The 18650-nt window shown below is 59.8% G+C and carries 16 protein-coding genes; 9 read left to right on the top strand and 7 right to left on the bottom strand.

Annotation, left to right across the window (positions count from 1 at the left end; translation table 11 throughout):
• Positions 1 to 105 precede the first annotated feature (105 nt).
• Positions 106 to 2253 carry a bifunctional diguanylate cyclase/phosphodiesterase gene (locus FIV03_RS13695; protein ID WP_152509933.1) on the top strand — a complete coding sequence of 716 codons (2148 nt, stop codon included), beginning with the start codon at positions 106 to 108 and terminating at the stop codon, positions 2251 to 2253.
• Between the two features lie 39 nt (positions 2254 to 2292).
• On the opposite strand, the gene FIV03_RS13700 is transcribed toward FIV03_RS13695, so the two are convergent.
• Positions 2293 to 3555, bottom strand: coding sequence for an MFS transporter (locus tag FIV03_RS13700; protein WP_209009974.1), 1263 nt, complete (start codon positions 3553 to 3555; stop codon positions 2293 to 2295).
• A 59-nt stretch (positions 3556 to 3614) separates the two neighbouring features.
• Positions 3615 to 4178: a chalcone isomerase family protein gene (locus FIV03_RS13705; protein ID WP_152505820.1), complete on the bottom strand. Its 564-nt coding sequence runs from the start codon at positions 4176 to 4178 to the stop codon at positions 3615 to 3617.
• A gap of 429 nt (positions 4179 to 4607) precedes the next feature.
• Between FIV03_RS13705 and clpS the strand changes: the two genes are divergently transcribed.
• From clpS to FIV03_RS13720, 3 genes are all read left to right on the top strand, one after another.
• Positions 4608 to 4910, top strand: coding sequence for an ATP-dependent Clp protease adapter ClpS (clpS, locus tag FIV03_RS13710; RefSeq protein ID WP_022998009.1), 303 nt, complete (start codon positions 4608 to 4610; stop codon positions 4908 to 4910).
• Between the two features lie 286 nt (positions 4911 to 5196).
• Positions 5197 to 6201: an NAD-dependent epimerase/dehydratase family protein gene (locus FIV03_RS13715; protein ID WP_173013838.1), complete on the top strand. Its 1005-nt coding sequence runs from the start codon at positions 5197 to 5199 to the stop codon at positions 6199 to 6201.
• On the top strand, positions 6201 to 7349 hold the full coding sequence (locus FIV03_RS13720; RefSeq protein ID WP_152509935.1) for an aminotransferase class V-fold PLP-dependent enzyme: 1149 nt from the start codon (positions 6201 to 6203) through the stop codon (positions 7347 to 7349). Before FIV03_RS13715 ends, FIV03_RS13720 begins: the two co-directional genes overlap by 1 nt.
• Before the next feature lie 9 nt (positions 7350 to 7358).
• On the opposite strand, the gene FIV03_RS13725 is transcribed toward FIV03_RS13720, so the two are convergent.
• Together FIV03_RS13725 and FIV03_RS13730 are read right to left on the bottom strand one after the other, a co-directional pair.
• Positions 7359 to 7961, bottom strand: a complete 603-nt coding sequence (locus FIV03_RS13725; protein ID WP_173013839.1) for a sugar transferase — start codon at positions 7959 to 7961, stop codon at positions 7359 to 7361.
• A gap of 175 nt (positions 7962 to 8136) precedes the next feature.
• Positions 8137 to 9618 (bottom strand): hypothetical protein, encoded by a 1482-nt coding sequence (locus FIV03_RS13730; protein WP_022998005.1) that lies wholly within the window; start codon positions 9616 to 9618, stop codon positions 8137 to 8139.
• 267 nt (positions 9619 to 9885) lie between these two features.
• Between FIV03_RS13730 and FIV03_RS13735 the strand changes: the two genes are divergently transcribed.
• The 5 genes from FIV03_RS13735 to FIV03_RS13750 all read left to right on the top strand — a co-directional run bounded on the left by FIV03_RS13735 (position 9886) and on the right by FIV03_RS13750 (position 13998).
• Complete coding sequence (locus tag FIV03_RS13735; protein ID WP_152509937.1) at positions 9886 to 10176, top strand: hypothetical protein; 291 nt, start codon at positions 9886 to 9888, stop codon at positions 10174 to 10176.
• Positions 10177 to 10277: 101 nt separating this feature from the next.
• Positions 10278 to 10652 carry a hypothetical protein gene (locus tag FIV03_RS13740; RefSeq protein WP_152509938.1) on the top strand — a complete coding sequence of 125 codons (375 nt, stop codon included), beginning with the start codon at positions 10278 to 10280 and terminating at the stop codon, positions 10650 to 10652.
• 364 nt (positions 10653 to 11016) lie between these two features.
• Complete coding sequence (locus tag FIV03_RS13745) at positions 11017 to 12939, top strand: OmpA family protein (protein ID WP_152509939.1); 1923 nt, start codon at positions 11017 to 11019, stop codon at positions 12937 to 12939.
• A 269-nt stretch (positions 12940 to 13208) separates the two neighbouring features.
• A complete protein-coding gene (locus tag FIV03_RS31585; protein ID WP_022997999.1) occupies positions 13209 to 13382 on the top strand; it encodes a hypothetical protein in 174 nt (57 codons plus the stop codon).
• A gap of 328 nt (positions 13383 to 13710) precedes the next feature.
• Complete coding sequence (locus FIV03_RS13750) at positions 13711 to 13998, top strand: GIY-YIG nuclease family protein (RefSeq protein WP_152511931.1); 288 nt, start codon at positions 13711 to 13713, stop codon at positions 13996 to 13998.
• A 481-nt stretch (positions 13999 to 14479) separates the two neighbouring features.
• On the opposite strand, the gene uvrB is transcribed toward FIV03_RS13750, so the two are convergent.
• The 3 genes from uvrB to FIV03_RS13765 form a co-directional block, all read right to left on the bottom strand.
• Positions 14480 to 17410: an excinuclease ABC subunit UvrB gene (gene uvrB, locus FIV03_RS13755; RefSeq protein WP_152509940.1), complete on the bottom strand. Its 2931-nt coding sequence runs from the start codon at positions 17408 to 17410 to the stop codon at positions 14480 to 14482.
• Positions 17411 to 17694: 284 nt separating this feature from the next.
• Positions 17695 to 17967 (bottom strand): DUF1344 domain-containing protein, encoded by a 273-nt coding sequence (locus FIV03_RS13760; protein ID WP_152509941.1) that lies wholly within the window; start codon positions 17965 to 17967, stop codon positions 17695 to 17697.
• 133 nt (positions 17968 to 18100) lie between these two features.
• The gene (locus FIV03_RS13765) at positions 18101 to 18364 is read right to left on the bottom strand and encodes a hypothetical protein (RefSeq protein ID WP_152509942.1); all 264 of its coding nucleotides are present in this window, start codon (positions 18362 to 18364) and stop codon (positions 18101 to 18103) included.
• Between the last annotated feature and the right edge of the window lie 286 nt (positions 18365 to 18650).

The raw sequence follows: 18650 nt of genomic DNA on the forward strand, positions 1-18650 counted from the left end.
GGGGCCGGAAGGTCGATCTGTTTCTCGGGAATTAGTCAATTCAACCGTAACTTTTAGGTGCTACCTACCCGATTACCTACGCATTTATACGGATCATTCCCGACCATGTTTAATGTGCTTGGCTGCATCTTCTATCAGCACAACATCGCGCTTGTGGGGCTCGCAGCTCTCGTTTGTCTGTTTGGATCGGCCGTCACCCTGCGGCTGTTGCGGCGTTGTGTGCGTGCGCAAGGCACGCAACGTCTCGGGTGGCAGTTTCTGGCCGCCGTTGCCGGTGGTGGCGGTGTATGGACCACGCACTTTGTTGCAATGCTGGCGTACGAGCCGACCGCTCCGGTCTCGTTTGATCCGGCTCTGACACTCATTTCGCTGGTGATCGCGATTGTCGGGCTGTTTGTCAGTTTCGTGGTCAGCGGCCTCGGTAGCGGAAAGATCCTGACCGGCATGGGTGGGGCTCTCGTCGGAATTTCGTTTGCGGCCATGCATTACACCGGGATGTTCGCCTACCGGGTCACAGGGCTCGTCGAGTGGGACTTCGGCTACATCGTCGCGTCCGTCCTTTTGTCTGTTGTCCTGTCCGCTGCCGCGATCACCTTGATCTGGCGCACCTACCTGGGCTCTCGTCGGTATTGGGTTGCCGTTGCCCTGATGGTGACCGGGATCGTAAGCCTGCATTTCACCGGCATGACCGCGTTGCGGATCATCCCGATGTCGCAGAATTTCACGGAGGTCGATAGCGGTGCTGCCCTTGCCCTTGCGTTGGCGATTGCCGTTGTCGCCCTGCTGGTTGTCGGCACCGGGCTGACGAGCTTCCTGATCGACAACAACGTGCGAGCGATATCCAGGCGGCAACTGCACCATGTTGCCGCGCATGACGCACTCACGGGCTTGCCGAACCGCACGAGCTTCCAGAGACAGCTTGCCGGAAATCTCGATGGCTATTTGAATCCCGGCAAGAAACTGGCGGTGATCGGGATCGATCTGAACCGCTTCAAGGAAATCAACGACACCTTTGGCCACGCTGCCGGTGACGAGGTTCTGCGCATCCTGGCCCGGCGCATGGAGCAGATCCTGCGCGATGATGAATTCATCGCCCGCCTCGGAGGCGACGAATTCGCAGCCATCAAGCCTTTCAGCGACAGGGATGAAATCCTGTCTTTTGCGAAACGGATAGAGAGCGTTTTCAGCCGTCCGATCGAAATAGGTGCCATGGACGGCATCGTTGGCGCGAGCCTCGGGGCCGCGATCTGGCCTGACGATGCCCAGACGCCGGACGAACTGGTCAACAATGCCGACCTTGCCATGTATCACGCCAAGCATGGGTTTCTCGAAACGATCTGTTTCTACGATGCCAACATCGGTGCAACGGTTCGAAACAGGCGGCAACTGGCAGAAGATTTGAGACGGGCGCTGGAGCGGGGCGAGCTCGAGATCCATTATCAGGTGCAGATGTCGTTGAATTCCAGTCAGGGCATCCGCGGGTATGAGGCCCTGCTTCGCTGGACCCATCCGGTAATCGGCCCGATTTCACCTTCCGAGTTCATTCCCGTTGCCGAGGAAAACGGGTTGATCGCTTCCCTTGGAGCGTGGGTACTCAACAAGGCCTGCGAGGACGCATCGCGATGGGAACCGGCTTACCGGGTTGCCGTGAACGTCTCCGCCGTACAGTTTATGGACACCAACCTGCCACGGCTGGTGCATGAAGCCCTGGTGACGACCGGACTTTCACCACACCGCCTGGAACTGGAGCTGACGGAAACCGCCCTTGTGAAAGACAAGGCCCGTTCGCTGCACATCATGCGCCAGATCAAGGATCTGGGCGTCGGTCTTGCGCTGGATGACTTCGGTACAGGCTATTCTTCCCTTGAAACCTTGCGGACCTTTCCCTTCGACAAGATCAAGCTCGACAGGGCGTTTGTTGGCGAAATGGAACAGGACCGCCAGTCCAAGGCGATCGTGCGCGCCGTTCTGGCTCTCGGAAAGAGCCTGGACATTCCAGTGCTGGCTGAGGGCATTGAGACTGAAGCGCAGATGGAGATCCTGCAACAGGAAGGCTGCGACGAAGGTCAGGGCTTTCTGCTGGGGCGTCCATCGCAGGTCGATCGCCTGATCCAGCACGGAGGACCGGTGCAAAACGAGGTGCGCAAACAGTCTCAACCATCACGCAAGGCGGCAGCGTCGAAGAGTGAAGCTGGCGACAATAAAGACGATGGCCCGGCTTCCCTTCGTTCACCTCTCGCCGCACGCAGTTGAGGCAGGCCTGCAAGCGGCATGTAGAGATGCCGGGACGTGTTACCCGGCGGTTTTTTCCTGTGTCAGGTCCTTTTCAAACGCAATCAGGCACAAGAGTGCACACAGTTTGATGAGGCAGGGCACGCCCGCATAAGTGAGGCTGAGCAGAAAGCCGAGTTGTGCGGTGAGGGCAGTTCCCGGCTGATAACCGAACAGGCCCAACAAAGGCAGCGTGAGGCCGGTGGCAAGGGCGAGACCGGACTTGGACAAGAACGCCATAATCGCAAAAAGGCGCGAAGCCTCCCCCTGTCGCCGGTCCGTGTCGATATGGTCGGCCAATATGGCGGGTGGCAAGGCAAGGTCAGCGCCTAGCGCAAGGCCGGACAGGGCACAGACAAACGCATAGGCTGTCAGATCTCCCTCTCCCAGAAGAGCGGCCCAGCAGAACGTGAAGATGGCGCCGGCCAGTGACATTTGCCACGCCCGCACCTTGCCGAAATGTCGGGCAAGCCGGGTCCAGAGCGGCATCGAGATGACGCCTGACAGGAAATAGACCAGTAGAAACAGCCCTGTGTAGCTCTCGGCTCCCAGCCTGTCGCGGATGAAGAACAGCACCAGGACGGCGGGGATCGCGCTTGCGAAAATATTGAGAAACAGCAGCCCGAAAAACAGACGTCTCCAGCGGCTCCGCAACAGGGACCACCAGCCCATTACCGGACCAACTGTTTGCGGGTTTTCAAGGGGTGCCGACCGCATCCATCGTAACAGGAGCCACAAGGAGACCGCCAAAAGTGGCAGATAGCCAAGGGTGACATAGAGAAATGCCGTTTCGATGCCGGTCCGTGTTGCCAGTGCGGCGGGCAGGACCGATGCAATGAGGAGGCCGGCAAGCCCGAACCCTTCCCGCGCTGCCGTTACGGGGGTCCTGTCGGAGGCGCTGGTTTTCCAGAGACCGCCCAGTGTCTGGTAGTTGATGGTGACGACCGAATATCCCGTGGTGCAGATGAGCACGGAGGCGGCAAACCAGACAAGCGGTGCCTCCTTCCAGGGATGAAACAGCATCCAGAAGCCTGCGCCAAGCAGGATTGCGCCAAGTGCCAGAACAGTCCCGCGCCACCGGTGAAACCGGTCGCTGAGACTGCCAATGAAAGGATCCTGGATGGCGTCGAACAGGCGCAGGGCAAGAAGAATGGCACCAAGTGTCGCGACGGGTTGCTGCAATGTAACGGCATAAAAATCCGGTGCGTGCAGATAGATCGGCAAACCGGCAAATGCCAGGGGAAACGCCATGACCCCATAGGTCGCAAGACCGGAAAGCGTCACGTTTCCTGTATTACCTGACTTTTTTGGCAGAGCCGCAGCGTCGTCCGACAGTCGTGCCGTCACGAACCGGACCCGACCAGTTGCGCGCGCAACTGAGGATCACGCGTGTTGTTGCCCAGCCAGATAGCGAAGAACTTCTTCGTGAATGCCGGATCGGAGATCGTGCCGAGCTTCTGGTTGCCGAGATAGAACTCGGCCTTGCCGCTGCTGGTGCGCACGCCTGTTATCGATTGTCCGGGGGACACATTCGGAAACAGGGCCTCCATCTGGGTTTGCCACTTGGCAAGCTGAGCATCCGAGACGCCGCCCTGCCGGCGGATTTCCTTGACCGAGCTTTCAGCGATCTGCTTGCCCTTGAAGGTGCGCAGATAGGTGAGCTTCAAGGCAAAAGGGGCAGACGGGCTATAGGTGCCCTGTGGGGCATAGAGTTCCGCGTCAAACACCTTGAAGCCGAGGAAGGTCATCCGGCCCTTGCCAACCAGCTCGGCAGACGGAAGCAGCCTGGCCGCTGAACCCAGGTCGGCGAAGGCCGCGCCGGCGGGTGCTGCAACAGCGAATGCCAGGGTGAGCGCGAAGGCGAACCTGCGCCACCGGAACCCTTGTGTCTTCAAATGAGGAAACATCGAACAACCCTCCGCAGATCCTGTCGTGTACCCAGCCTGAAAGGATCTACGGGGGAACCGAGTTGCCGGATTAGTGAAAGCAACCTTCTTTCGGAAAACCGCCACAAAGGAGACGGCCTGGTTTTCATCTCGCCGCTGTTTGGGCCAAAACGACGGCTCTATGTGCGATACGGTCTGATCATGTCTCGCCCGCTGTTTTTTCTCGAAACGGTGGCAAGATTTCCAGCTGTCATGTTTTCTTCGATTTCGCGATGCAGTATAGTGATGGAAAGCATGGGCCTGCTGCGGACGCTGCGTCACTCAAGATGACGGCATCGGGAGCGGATCGGGTCTAGCAGCATGCAGCCGGCGAAATTCTCCGGCACAATTTCCATTTCTCAGGTGAGACCGCATCGTGCGGAACCTTAGGCGTCAGCTTGGACGATTGTCATGAGTGAGATCGATTTCAAACCGAAACTGAAGCAAAAGACGAAAGTGCAGCGGCCGAAGCTCTACAAGGTGATGCTGCTGAACGACGACTATACGCCGCGGGAATTTGTCGTCCTGATCCTGAAGGCGGAGTTCCGTCTGGATGAGTCCCAGGCTGAGGTCGTGATGATGACAGCGCACCAGAAGGGGATCTGTGTCGTCTCCGTCTATCCGCGAGACGTCGCCGAAACCAAGGCTACACGCGCTATCGATGCTGCGGTTCAGCTTGGCTACCCGCTGCAGTTCACCGTTGAGCCCGAGTGAAGCTGCGGCCGGCTAAATTCCTTCGCCAATCGTCATTGACCTTGCAGGCTTAGCTGTGCGCGCTCTGCCGGCAGAGACGATCTTCTTGTGTCAGGTAACTGACAAAAAAGAACTATTTTTTTTGGGGAGACTGCCGGGGCGCAACTTGTTCTCGCCAAATACCGGTCCGGGACGCTGTGCTGCTCAGACTGTGTCTCACCCTTGCACACCGTCATGCCGGAGGTGACTGGCACGAAATCTGCTGAATATGCAATCAAACGCTGCATATATCAGGATTTGTGCCAATATGGAACATTGTGCAAAGACAGTTGCTCCGAAACAGAACATTTCCTTTCGCAAGATCGTTGTAACCGGTGGCCTGGGTTTTATCGGGTCCAAGGTTTTCAAGCGTGTTGCAAGGATGGCGAATGTCGCCGAGACGGTGATTCTGGACCGGGTCTCCTACGCGGCTGATTTTCGCCGTCTGGCACTTATCGGTGAAGCGGGAGATCTTCCCGTCATTCGCGGAGACATCCGCTCGCCGATCGACGTGGCGGCTGCGCTGCATGAATGCGACGCAGTGATCCATCTGGCGGCCGAAACCCATGTGCCGCGCTCGTTCGCCGACCCGGAACTCTTCTTCGACGTCAATGTGACCGGCACTGAAACCCTTCTGAAAGGGGCACAGGACGCCGGTGTGAAGCATTTCATTCATGTCAGCACGGACGAAGTCTACGGTCCTGCGATGGAGGAGGTTCGCGAAACGGCTCCGATGCGGCCGACGACACCCTATGCGACATCCAAGGCCATGGCAGAGGAAGCCGTCATGATGGCTGCGCAAAATGGCCTCAGGTCAACGATCCTGCGGCCGACCAATGCCGTTGGCACCGGACAGAACCCGGAAAAGCTGTTTCCGCGTTTCGTCATGCAGGCCCTGAAGGGCCAGAAGCTGACGATTGAAGGCACGGGGGCCCAGGAACGCAGTTTTCTGCCCGTCAGCGATCTTGCCGCCGCCATCGGTCTGGTGCTCAACACACAGGACGAACAGGTGCTCGAGATCTTCAACGTTTCCGGGGAAGAGGACTTGTCTGTGCTTGAGGTGGCGCGGCGGGTTTGCGAAATAACCGGCGTTTCCACCGGTCTCCATTTCATTCGGGATCGTGTAACCAACGATGCGGCCTACCGGATCGACGACAGCCGCCTGCGGTCTCTCGGGTACAGACAGAAGAGCTCAGTCGATCAGGAGCTGCGGGCGATCTACCGCGAAATGCGGGCCCGTGTCCGTCGCCTTGCCGACGAAGAAAGGTTCTGATGCTGAACCTGCCGACAGAAGCTGCGCTTCCGCCGATCCGCTTTCATGCGCCGCATATTCCACCCGCAACTTACGATGCGGTGGCATCGGCGCTGAGCAGCAAACATCTGCGCTCCGGCGGGAGCTATAGCCGGAAGGCGAAGGCGCTGGTGAGCCAGCATGTTGGCCATGACCGTGTGTTCCTGACCAATTCCTGCACGTCCGCACTTGAAATCTCGGCCCTTGCGCTGGATCTGGGGCCGGAAGACGAGGTCATCGTTCCTTCGTTCACCTTCTGCGCAACAGCGACGGCCTTTGCCCGCAAGGGAGCGCGGATCGTGCTGGCCGACATTGATCCTGCAACGATGATGGTAACGCCGGAAACACTGGAGGCACGGCTGACAAGCCGGACAAGGGCTGTCGTCGTTGTGCATTATGGCGGCGCGGCAGCTCCAATGGCGGCAATCAAGGATCTGTGCGATCGGCACGGGATCGTCATTCTGGAAGATGCTGCCCAGGCATTCGGCGCGAAGCAGGATGGCCGGGCCGTTGGCACGTGCGGTCTGTTTGCTGCCTATTCCTTCCATGAAACCAAGATAATCAGTGCCGGGCACGGCGGCGCGCTGGTGTTGAACAGCGATAATTCCCACCTGCGCGAGCGTGTTGAAGAGCTGTTGGCGCGGGGTACGAACTTTCCCGCCTTCGCAAGGGGCGAAGTCAACCACTATGAATGGACCTCGGTTTCGTCGAGCTTCGAAATGCCGGACCTGAATGCTGCCTTGCTTTACAGTCAGCTGGTGCATTCAAGAGAGATCCTCCTGAAAAGCCGCGCGATCTGGGCGTACTACGAAAAGTCTCTGCGGGATCTGCCGATCGAGATCCTGCGGCCAGGCAAGGGGACAAAGGCGAATGGCTATTCCTTTGCCTTCCTCGCAAGCGACCGGGAAACGACATACCGGATATTGCAGGGGGCTGCCCGAATGGGGCTTGGTTTGCAGTCACACTACAAGCCGTTGCATCTTTCCAGCTTTGCCGGGCGGATTCTGGCGGGCAGCTGCCTTGGTGCGGAAAACACGTGGGGCCGGCTGGTGCGTTTGCCGGTGCACATGGACTTGAGCACGGGTGATGCAGCCCGGATCTGCGAGTTCCTGAAAGCCGAACTTGGCTGAAGCGATCAGTTACTCCCGATTTTCAGCCGAAACCGCCCGGTGCAGCAGAGTGGCCAGGGTTTTCATTGCAAGCTGCAGATGGGACATGAAACCGGCCTGTTCGAAATAGGCGGTATCGCGCGCGAGCCGTTCGGGCAGGATTTCGCGTGCATAGACATCTTCGGCGTCGTTCGCGCCTTCGATCCGGTTCAAATTGGTCAGGGCCCACAGGGTGCCCGGGCTGATCAGGCCGGGCAGGAACAACAGCGATCTTCGCATCTCATCGTCATAGTAACGGGCGACAATGCCAGGGTCTTCCGGTCTCGGCCCGAAGAAGGCCATCTCCCCCGATAGGATGTTGAACAGCTGCGGCAGTTCGTCGAGCTTGGTGTTCCGCAGGAAACTGCCGATGGGGGTGATACGGTTGTCCCGCACCTCGGTGATCGCGCTTGCGTCGCTCGTGCCGGGGCGCATGGTCCGGAATTTCACCATGGCAAAGGTACCACCGCCCAGGCCGGTTCTTCTGGCGATGAAAAACGGCGCCTTCCGGTCACCAAGCCAGACGAGAACGGCGATGCCGGCCAGAAGCGGCGACAGCAGGATCAACAAAACGGCGGCGAATACCTTGCTCATCAATTCGTCATTGTACGGGGATGTCGCTGAAATACGCCCGGTGTGCCCGGACATTCTGCCGGAAACGCGTCAGGAAAACGGTCTTTGAAAAACGAGGCCCCGGACTTGGATAGCCGGGGCCTGATCTGCTCGTGTTATCTGCGGCCGGATGACGAATGCCGGACAGAGGGCTGCGTCAGTCGCGCAGCTTGACGATCTTGTCGTCGCCGCCGTTCGGGGTGTTGTCGTCCGGACCGTCGTCGTCGGATCCGTCGCCGTCAATGTCGATCGGTTCGAACTCGTTCGAAAGCGGCTCGGTAATGCCAAGCTCGGCAGCCGGATCGTAGCCTTCGGTCAGTCCGAGTTCTTCGGCCGGACCGCGGCCTTCCATTGCCATCTGATAGTTCACGATGACCGACTTCAGCTGGACGATCTGCTCGTTGGCAGTGTCGACCTGGATCTTGTAACGCTGCAGACGCTTGTTCTCTTCGATCAGGTCTTCCAGATTGTCGGCGTATTTCTGGTTCTGGTTGCGCTGGTGGTTCAGGTCCGTCAGAGCCGAGTTGTAGCGCAGGTTCAGTTCACGCAGCTTGGCGGTGGTCGCCATCAGCTCGTTGCGGTCTTTTTCGTGGTTCTTCTGTGCACTGTCGAGCAGATGTTCGATTTCCTGCATGCGCTTGAGAAGATCGCGGCTGCGTTCCTTCAGCGTGGAGTTCTCGCGCGCCATCTCCTGCAGAGACTGGGCGCCGATGCGGCGCTGGGACGAGAGGTTTTCGATTTCAGCGTTCAGCGCATAGACCTCGTTGTCGTGCTTGCGCTGTTCTTCCTCAAGCCGGCTCTTGGCGTAGGCCAGTTCCTGATTGGCAACATCCAGATGAGACTTGAGGTCGATGTTGTCGTTGCGGAATTCGCCGACTTCGCGCTTTACCGCTTCCAGCTCGCTGGTGACCTGGTTGTTCTTGCGGATTTCGTCTTCAAGCAGCTTGGCGCTTTCGGACAGGTTCTGCTGCAGTTCCTTTTCGCGGTGACGAACCGCTTCCAGATCCGAACCGAGGCTCTCGGCATGTTTTTCCAGCGTCTCGAACTTGGCCTTGAGGTCGTTGAGCTTGCCGGAGAGATCAGACACCTGGGAATTGGCTTCCACAAGCTTGGCGCTCTGCAGCCGGTATTCCTCGTTGACCTTCTTGTTGTTGTCGCGAATGGAGACGATGTCGTTACGGGCGGTTTCCAGCGCCGTGCGGGTCTCTGTTGCACGCTTGCGCAGGGAATGGACTTCGGCCTGGGCATCTTCCAGCTGGGTGGTGAGCGTCCGGACCTTGTGTTCGGCGTCAAGCAGGTCGGTGGAGATCTTGGCGTTTTCGGATTTCAGCCGGACCTCGGTTTCCACGGTCGTTCGGGAGCCTTCAAGGTATTCGGCCATCAGGCGGATCGACGTCTGGCTTTCCGCAGCGAACGCAGCCATCTGTTCGAAGGTCTGGTTCAGACCGCCGATGCGGGACTTGAGCCCGTCCAGATGGTTCATCTTTTCCTGCATTTTCAGGGCGAACGGGGAAAGATGCTCGATATTGCTCTTTTCAGGAGCCTGCGCGGTTTCCTGAATTTCGCTTGCCTCTTTCACGGTCTCGACCCGCTGCTCCTGGTCACCGCCGGGGCGCGAGGATTTCGAGAAAATGCCCATTCCTGTCTCCTGACTTTCCCGCCGGCGCCGCCCGGCGAAAGATACGCAAAACTTTAACTCTTTATTAACCCATAAGCGCTGGCGGTTTCAACGACTCAGGGCAAGCTGACCGCAGAATACAGTGTGAAGTGTTACCCTCAAAAGACAGATATCCCCGGCATTTTAACGGATTTGCACCTATGGTTAACAATTGTGGCGGGTTGCAACGGCCCGCACATGCCGCAAAGACTGATTGCGGGCCGTTCCGAAGTTGGAAGGAGAGAGGGCATGACACCTGCGTATCTGATCTTCATGACCTTCATGACGCTGGCATTTCTCCTGATGATTGCCGGCTATGTGAGCGCTCTTCTGTTCATCAAGCGTCTCAACCTTCTGGAAGAGGCTGCGTTCTCGCCGCTGAAGGGCGTTGGCATGTGGAAACGGATGTTCACGCCTGGCGGGTTTGGTGACGAGGCTGAGCCCGGACGCCGCCGCATCGCGCGGCTCTATCTACTGGCGCTGTCAGCTTTCGCGATCGCCATCGTCCTGTTTTTCGTTCTGCCGGCAGTCCCCCGTTAAATCCGGGCCGGGTTGTCTCAATCTTCACTGATTGCAGTTGACGTCACTTGCCGTATCCGCCGAAATGCCGGGGATTTCACAAGGTTTCCGCGGAGACAGATATGCGTATTTTCCAGAAGACATTCCTGTTGGGCCTTGCTCTGTTTTTCTTTTCGTACCCCCCTGCCAGTGCCTATCAGGTGTTTCACACCTACAGGATTGCGGGCAGCGATATTCTGGCCGTTGCTGAAGGCAATCATGCCGATGAAGACCCGCTTGTCCTGTCCCTGAAGCTCAACATCGGCAGTGGGGAAACAACCGATCTGGCGATCGAGACAGACGGCGACATTGAAGAATGCAAGCTCCAGCTTGAAACCATCATGGGATCGCACTCGGCCTATGCGGAAATCGTCGTCGACATGAATGCCCAGACCATGAACGGCGTCCTGATGGTCCAGTGTGCAGTCTTTCATGGGCTGTTTCCGGAAAAGCAATAGGCCCGCCCAAAGTATCAATCAGACCGCCATTCCAGACCCGCTCTCGGCTTGCGCTTCGCTTGTCCGGAATGACTGTGGTGTTTCGGGGCAAAGGTTCCTTTCAGCCCCTCCCGCGAAATCTCTAATCCCCCATCTCGTCGATCGTCCAGCGACGGATCGAAGGAAACATGGATCGCATGGCGCTGCGCGACCGCAAGTCAATCGGGGGTAAGACGGATGTACGGAAAGTCGAGGTGCCGCCAGGGCACAACCGCATCCGCGAAAATGACGTTGGAACAAAAGCCCCGGTCACTTGTTTTCCATCGAGTGTTCCAGGCCGTGATCGGTTCGGGAAAGTTCGTTGGGGGGCGAGAGGATGAAAAGAATGACGTCGAGATTGCTTCGAAATTCAACGGCCATGGCGCTTGTCCTGGCGATCGGCCTGCCGCTGCAGCCGGGCCTGCCGCGTGCACAGGAGACGACTGTCGATTGCGCGGCCAATCCGGATCAGGAGGCCTGCAAGAACCAGGAAGCCGCACCTGCGGAAGAAGCGCCGGCCACTGACGTGCCTGCCGAAGAAGCTCCCGCCGCAGAAGCACCTGCTGCGGACGCTCCTGCCGCGGAAGCTCCGGCTGAAGAAGCCCCTGCCGAGCCGGCACCTGAAGAAGGTGCGATGGAAGAAGCTGCCCCCGAAGCTGCTCAGGAAACCCAGACAGAAGAGCCGGCACCTGCCGCGACTGAGCCCGTTGCGACAGAAGATGCGCAGCCTGAGGCGAAACCGACAGTCCCCGTGGAAGAGGCAGCTCCCGCCGAAAAACCTGCCGCTCCGGTTGAAGAAACCGCACCGGTGGAAAAACCCCTGACCGCAGAAGAAACGACCGCGCCGGAGGCAAAGCCGGAAGCGCCTGTCGAAGAAGCTGCGCCCGCAGAAGAGACCTCGGCCGAGCCGGCATCCGAACAACCGGTGGAAGAGCAGCCGGCTGATGCCGGGCAGGCGGATGCCGCGGAGGGCACGGAACCGCAGGTGGAAGAACAGCCAGCGGATGCCGTTTCGACTGAAGCTCCCGCGTCCGAGGAGCCCGTCGAGCAGGAAAGCACCGAGAAGAGCGCCGAGGAAACCGCCCCAGCAGAGCCGGCAGCTGAAGAAACCGCCACCGATGAGGCTGGCGCCGATCAGAAAACCGCCGAACAGCCGCAGGCTTCTGAACAGGTAGCACCTGCTGTCGCCCCGGTCGAAGCCACCGCGGCAGATGAAACCGTAACCGAAGAGCCGGGTGAGCCGATCGCGGCCCAGGCGGCCGCACCGGCGGAAGAACCGGCGGCTGTCGTCTCGGACGACGCCACGGAAGCGCAGCGGGCCGAAATCAAGGCGAAAGAAGAACGCCGCCGTGATGAAGCTCGCGACCGCAGGCTGGAACTGCTTGGTGCCGCGGCTGTTGGTGTCGGCGTCGGCATGCTGATCCCGGCCCTTGGCGGCAAGGTGGTCGAGGATCAGGGTGACCGTATCATCGTTGAGCGGGACGGCGAATATTTCGTGCGCAAGGACGAAAGCAGCCTGCTGCGCTATGGCGATGACGAGTTCCACGCCGAACGCCTGCGTGGCGGCCGCACACGCGAGACCGTCACCCGCACCAACGGTGTGAAGATCATCACCATTCGCGACGAGGGCGGCTATGTGCTTTACCGCTCACGCCTTCTGCCGGATGGCCGCGAGTATGTGCTGATCGACAATCGCGAATACAACCACCGCCGCCGTAACTACGACCGCGAGCTGCCGCCGCTGGAAATCGGCATCCCGCGCGATCGTTACATCGTTCCGGCGGGCCGGGCGAATTATGACGAGATCTATCAGACCTTCACTGCGCCGCCGGTGGAGCAGGTGGAGCAGGCCTATTCCCTGCGCGACATTCGTGAAAATGAACGCCTGCGTGACAAGGTGCGCCGGGTGGATCTCGACACGATCACCTTCGACACCGGCAGTGCCGTGGTGCGCCAGAGCCAGGTTCCGCAACTTGAGGACATCGCCCGCGCATCCCAGGCCCTGATCGATCAGGACCCGACGACGGTGCTGTTGATCGAAGGCCACACGGATGCTGTCGGCTCGGATGTTTCCAATCTCGCCCTTTCAGACCGACGTGCTGAAACCGTCGCCCGTATTCTGGCGGACATTTATGGCGTGTCGCCGGAGAACATGGTCGTTCAGGGCTATGGCGAGGACTATCTGAAGGTCGATACGCAAGGCGCTGAAGAGCGCAATCGCCGCGTGACGATCCGCAACATCACGCCGCTGTTAAGCGCGCGCAGGTAACAGGATAGCGGCGCGGCGCCAGTTTATTGGCGCCGCGTTTCCGGCCACGAACCGGGCCCGGGACAGGAAGGCCTCGTCAGATGTGGGAAGGCACCATCCTTGCCATAACTGACATTGACAATTCCTGATGGCCCGGCTCAAGTGGCCGCACAGATCGGTCCGCGCCGGAATTCTCCGGGTGGTCCGGGATTGATACGATCCGCCTGTCCACCCCTCCATAGGCGAACGGCCCGGCAGGGCGAACGACAGAACCATTTTCGAAGGTCTTCATGCGACTGACACCCCCTTCCATTATCGTTTTCCTGATTTCTCTGGCCCTTTTCGTTGTCGCGGTGCTCCCCATGCTGGGCGTCGCCGTTCCGAGCATCGGCGTTTCCACCGTCCACCTGCTGATCGGTTCCTGGGCCGTGCTGGCTGCCGGCGTGCTGTTCAAGGGCATCTGAGCTTGACGTCTTTCGGCGGAAGGTGAGCGAGCTGCGCTCGCACTGATGCGCTGGGTTCCGGATCAGCGTGCAGCCTTGCTGCACTTGTCCGGAATGACGGTGGGGAGGAAAAGCTCGCCACACTTCTCAGGCGTCCGAGCCCTAGGGAGCGATGGGGCAGCTTTGAAAACGGATTTACCGTCAGAGTTACCCCTCCCTGACCACACCCGGCTGTCATTCCGGACAAGCGTAGCGCAGCTGCGCGCAGATCCGGAACCCAGACATATTTCATGCCAAAGGCATGACCTTGTTTCTTGCAAGGCTTGGCGATGCACGGAATAGTCGCACCATGCCTGCTGCCGTCTACATTCTCGCCTCGAACCGCAACGGCACGCTCTATATCGGCGTGACCACCAACCTGCCGCGCCGCCTCTACGAGCACCAGAACGGCCTGATCGAAGGCTTTTCGAAAACGTACGCGGTTGCCAGGCTTGTTCATGCAGAACTTTTTGAACGGATGGATGAGGCGATCCTTCGGGAAAAACAGCTGAAGAAATGGCGGCGCAGCTGGAAGATCGATCTCATTGAAAGCAGCAATCCGGAATGGCTGGACCTATCGTCGTCGGCGCTTTTGTAAAGTGCCACGCAGACTGCTCGGTTTTCCTGGATACCCGCAGCCTCAACCCCACCCATTCGTTATCCCGGACAAGTGAGGCAACGCCGAACGCAGATCCGGGATCCAGACATAATCTGCGCCAGAGGCGCTCAATTTCTAGGTAGAGAGGACTAAGGAGCAAGCTCTGCTCGCGCTGATGCTCTGGGTTCCGGATCGTCGCGCAGCTCCGCTGCGCTTGTTCGGAATGACGGAGCGGAGGAGAGGCTTCGGTCGCCTCACAGCTTCAGGCTTCCACCGTCATTGCAGGGCTCGACCCTGCAATCCATGCCGTGTCTATTCGACAAACGAAGCTTCTGTGTTGGGCTCCGTCAGGGCATGGATCCCATCGTCAAGCCATGGGATGACGACAAAGCAGGGCGATGCGATCAATCCAAGCGTCGTCATCCCGGTCCGTCGAGCCTTTGATTACCCTCCGAGATTACCCTCCAACCGGGGGATTTCTTTACCGCCCCGGACGCCCGCTTTTCTTCGGTCGTCCGCGGTTGCGTTTCTCCTCGGCCGGATCCTCGTAGGACCCCGCGCCGATCTTTGCCCGCACCAGCGGTTTGACCGGGTCTGACGAGCCGAGGGGGACTTCCGTACGGCCGACGGTCATTTCGTCGAGGGTGTTCTTGCGCACCTTGGCGCTGGGGGCGGGCAGCGCGTTCCGGTCCTTGGCGGCTTGGGCCTTGTCGCGGGCGGTCTGTTTCTTCTTGCCCGAAGCACCTTCCTTGGTGCCGCCGGCGCCGAACTTGCGGTCGCCCTTGTAGCCGCCGGTCTTGCCGTCGACGTCGGACTGGCGGGCCATGGCGTCGTCGGCGACGGCGAGTTCGGTCGCCTGCAGGCGCTTGATCTCGTCGCGCAGGCGGGCGGCGGTCTCGAAGTCGAGATCGGCCGCAGCATCGCGCATCTGCTTTTCCAGATCCTCGATATGGGCCTTGAGGTTGTGGCCGACGAGGTTACCTTCCTCCGCGAAGCCGGCGTCGATGGTGACGTGGTCCTGCTCGTAGACGCTTTCCAGAATGTCGCCGATGGAGCGGCGGACGCTTTCCGGGGTGATGCCGTTTTCCTCGTTGTAGGCGAGCTGCTTTTCGCGGCGCCGGTTGGTTTCGGCGATCGCCCGCTCCATGGAACCGGTCATATTGTCGGCGTAGAGGATCACCTTGCCGTCGACGTTACGCGCCGCGCGGCCGATGGTCTGGATCAGCGAGGTCTCGGAGCGCAGGAAGCCTTCCTTGTCCGCATCCAGGATCGCGACCAGCGCGCACTCGGGAATGTCGAGGCCTTCGCGCAGCAGGTTGATGCCGACCAGCACGTCGAAAGCGCCGAGGCGCAGGTCGCGCAGGATCTCGATGCGTTCCAGCGTGTCGATGTCGGAGTGCATGTAGCGTACGCGCACGCCGTTTTCATGCAGATATTCCGTCAGATCCTCGGCCATGCGCTTGGTGAGCGTGGTCACCAGCGTGCGGTAGCCTTTCTGGGCCACTTCGCGCACTTCACCCAGAAGGTCATCGACCTGGCTGGTAGCCGGGCGGATTTCCACCGGCGGATCGATCAGCCCGGTCGGGCGGATGACCTGCTCGGCAAAGACACCGCCGGACTGGTCCATCTCCCAGGAGCCGGGAGTTGCCGACACCGCGATGGACTGCGGCCGCATGGCGTTCCATTCCTCGAAGCGTAGCGGACGGTTGTCCATGCACGACGGCAGGCGGAAGCCGTATTCGGCCAGCGTCGCCTTGCGGCGGAAGTCGCCCCGGTACATGGCGCCGATCTGCGGGATCGTGACGTGGCTCTCGTCGGCGAAGACGATGGCGTTGTCCGGCAGATATTCGAACAGGGTGGGGGGCGGCTCGCCCGGTTTGCGGCCGGTGAGATAGCGGGAATAGTTCTCGATGCCGGCGCAGGAGCCGGTGGCTTCCAGCATTTCCAGATCGAACATGGTGCGCTGTTCCAGCCGCTGCGCCTCCAGCAGGCGGCCGTGCTGGTTCAGCTCCTCAAGCCGGTGCTTGAGTTCGTCCTTGATCGACTTGATCGCCTGGTTGAGCGTCGGCTTGGGCGTGACATAGTGCGAGTTGGCGTAGATCTTGACGCTTTTCAACTCGCCCGACTTCTGCCCGGTGAGCGGATCGAACTCGGTGATCGACTCGATCTCGTCGCCGAACATGGAAATGCGCCACGCCGTGTCCTCATAGTGGGCCGGGAACAGCTCGATGGTGTCGCCGCGCACCCGGAAGGTGCCGCGCTGGAAAGCGGCATCGTTGCGCTTGTATTGAAGGGCCACAAGATCGGCGATCAGCTGGCGCTGGTCCATGCGCTCGCCAACCTCGATGGCAAAGGTCATGGCGGTGTAGGTTTCGACCGAGCCGATACCGTAGATACAGGACACCGAGGCGACGATAATGACGTCGTCGCGCTCCAGCAGCGAGCGGGTGGCGGAGTGGCGCATCCGGTCGATCTGCTCGTTGATCGAGCTTTCCTTCTCGATATAGGTGTCCGTGCGCGGCACATAGGCTTCCGGCTGGTAGTAGTCGTAGTAGGAAACGAAATACTCGACCGCGTTGTCCGGGAAGAACGACTTGAATTCGCCGTAGAGCTGGGCCGCCAGCGTCTTGTTGGGCGCCAGGATTAGCGCAGGGCGCTGGGTGCGGGAAATCACCTGCGCCATGGTGTAGGTCTTGCCCGAGCCGGTGACACCGAGCAGAACCTGCGTTTGGTCGCCGTTTTCCATGCCTTCCACCAGGTCGGCAATGGCGGTCGGCTGGTCGCCCTTGGGCTCATAGGCGGACTTCAGGACGATCGGCACACCGCCTTCGGACTTTTCCGGACGCTCCGGCCGATGCGGCACCCAGAGCTCGCCGTTCTTGTGCAGGGGGTTACCGCTTTCGATCAACGCGGACAGCGCTTCGACGGTCGCCGTGGCACCCTGGTTGCCGGTCAGCTCACCGTACTTGCTTTCCTTGTTCTTCTTCTTGTTGTCTTTCTGGTGCTGCTTGAGCTGCTTTTCGAGGCTTTCGGCCTCTTCCAGCGACATGTCGAGACCGGCCACCGGGTTGAGGCCGCCTGCCGCGCGTTCGCGGGCGCTGTCTGCCTTGCCGATGGAGGTGCCGCGTGACGACTTGGTTGGCTTTTCCTTTTTCGCACTCACGTTGGCCCCGGCCTTGCGGCCTGACTTCCGTGACGGTGCACCGTCGTTCCGATCCTCTTTTCCCTCACCAGCGCTCCGGGGGGCTGCCTTCCTGGGCTCCGGCTTGTCTGCTTCCTGCGATATTTCCGCTGCCCAATCACTGATCGATCCGGACAGGGGCGTTCCCGAAAGTGACTTCTGGGGAGCTTCGCCGAAGCCGTCAGCAGAGGTCGTGTCGTCGGAGGAGGATTTGGTCGGGCGCTTGCTCATGGCCGCAATATGGTCCGGTTGCACGCGTGAGGAAAGGGGGTGGTTGCGGGTTTGTTCCGCTTTTTGCCACTTCCTGTCAGTCTCCTGACATAAGGCTGTCAGGAAGTCCGCCGACAGGCGGAGGTCGGTGGATGAAGATCAGAAAAAAATCGGCCCGCGAAGGGCAGGTGGTGCGGGCCGATGGAAAAGTTGGACATTGGCCGTCTGATGGGGCCCTGGCCAGTATCGGGCTGGCGTTCGCCCTGTCCGGATAGTGAGAATGACAGGGCGAGATGCCGGGCAGTTCAGTTCACGACCTGGAGTGCGGTCACCAGGCGGTCGCCGGACACTGTTGTCGTGAAGGTGATCAGGACTTCCGATCCGATCATCAGATCTTGCGAACTGAGCGTATCGGTCAGAATAAACCTGGACCCGTCTTCTAGGGAAAACAGGCCTTCGAAGGGATCGATGGACAGGATCGTACCTGCGATTTCATCTGCGAGCGCGGACCGAAGGCTGTGCGGGGGCAAAGTCAGCAACAACGGCGCCGTCGCAATCGCGATGAGCCATTTTGGCATTCACGTCTCCTTGTGCAAAAGGGGCGTCAGGATCCGGTCTCAGGGGCGTCGCGGATCCTGGAAAATGAAGGCGGCACACCGCCAGGCGCCGTCAGGTCGAGGCAAGTTCGCGTCGCTGTGGCATGACGCTGGCTTACGGTTGAACCTCTATGGAGAGGATCGAGTCGACGCCGTTTTCCGAGCCGTTGTAGAGAATGGTGACGGTCTTTCCCGCAGCCAGGGTGTCCGGCACTGCGACGGAGCTGGAAATTGTCTGGAACTGTGTCTTGTCGCTCAGAACAAGCGTACGGGTTGCCGGGTTCCAGGTCTCGACGGTAGCGGTCACGCTGTCGGCAGCTGCGGGCACCAGGCCGGCAGCAAGGAAGGCAGCACCAAGGACAAAGCCGCGAATGGCCATTGCAGATATCCTTTCAAGGACAGAGATGTTTGAAGGTGCAGTGGCTTCGCGGCCATGACGGCTTGTTGCCAATGTCATGACGGCTTGGGTTCTCTATCCATCTCATGCCTTGGGAAGTCCAAAAGCACTGCCTGGTGAGTGGCTTACGCGGGACGCGCTTGACCCTGCTGTCGTGGATTCAACGCTCGGATTGCGGCGGAAATTTGTTCGAAATCAGGGGTGCAAAAAATATTGTCTGACCAGGTTTGCGGCAGGGCTTTGGGCGTCTTTTCGGCGGGAATTTCAC

The sequence above is a fragment of the Labrenzia sp. THAF187b genome, assembly GCF_009363375.1.
In the GTDB taxonomy this organism is placed as follows: Bacteria; Pseudomonadota; Alphaproteobacteria; order Rhizobiales; family Stappiaceae; genus Roseibium; species Roseibium algicola.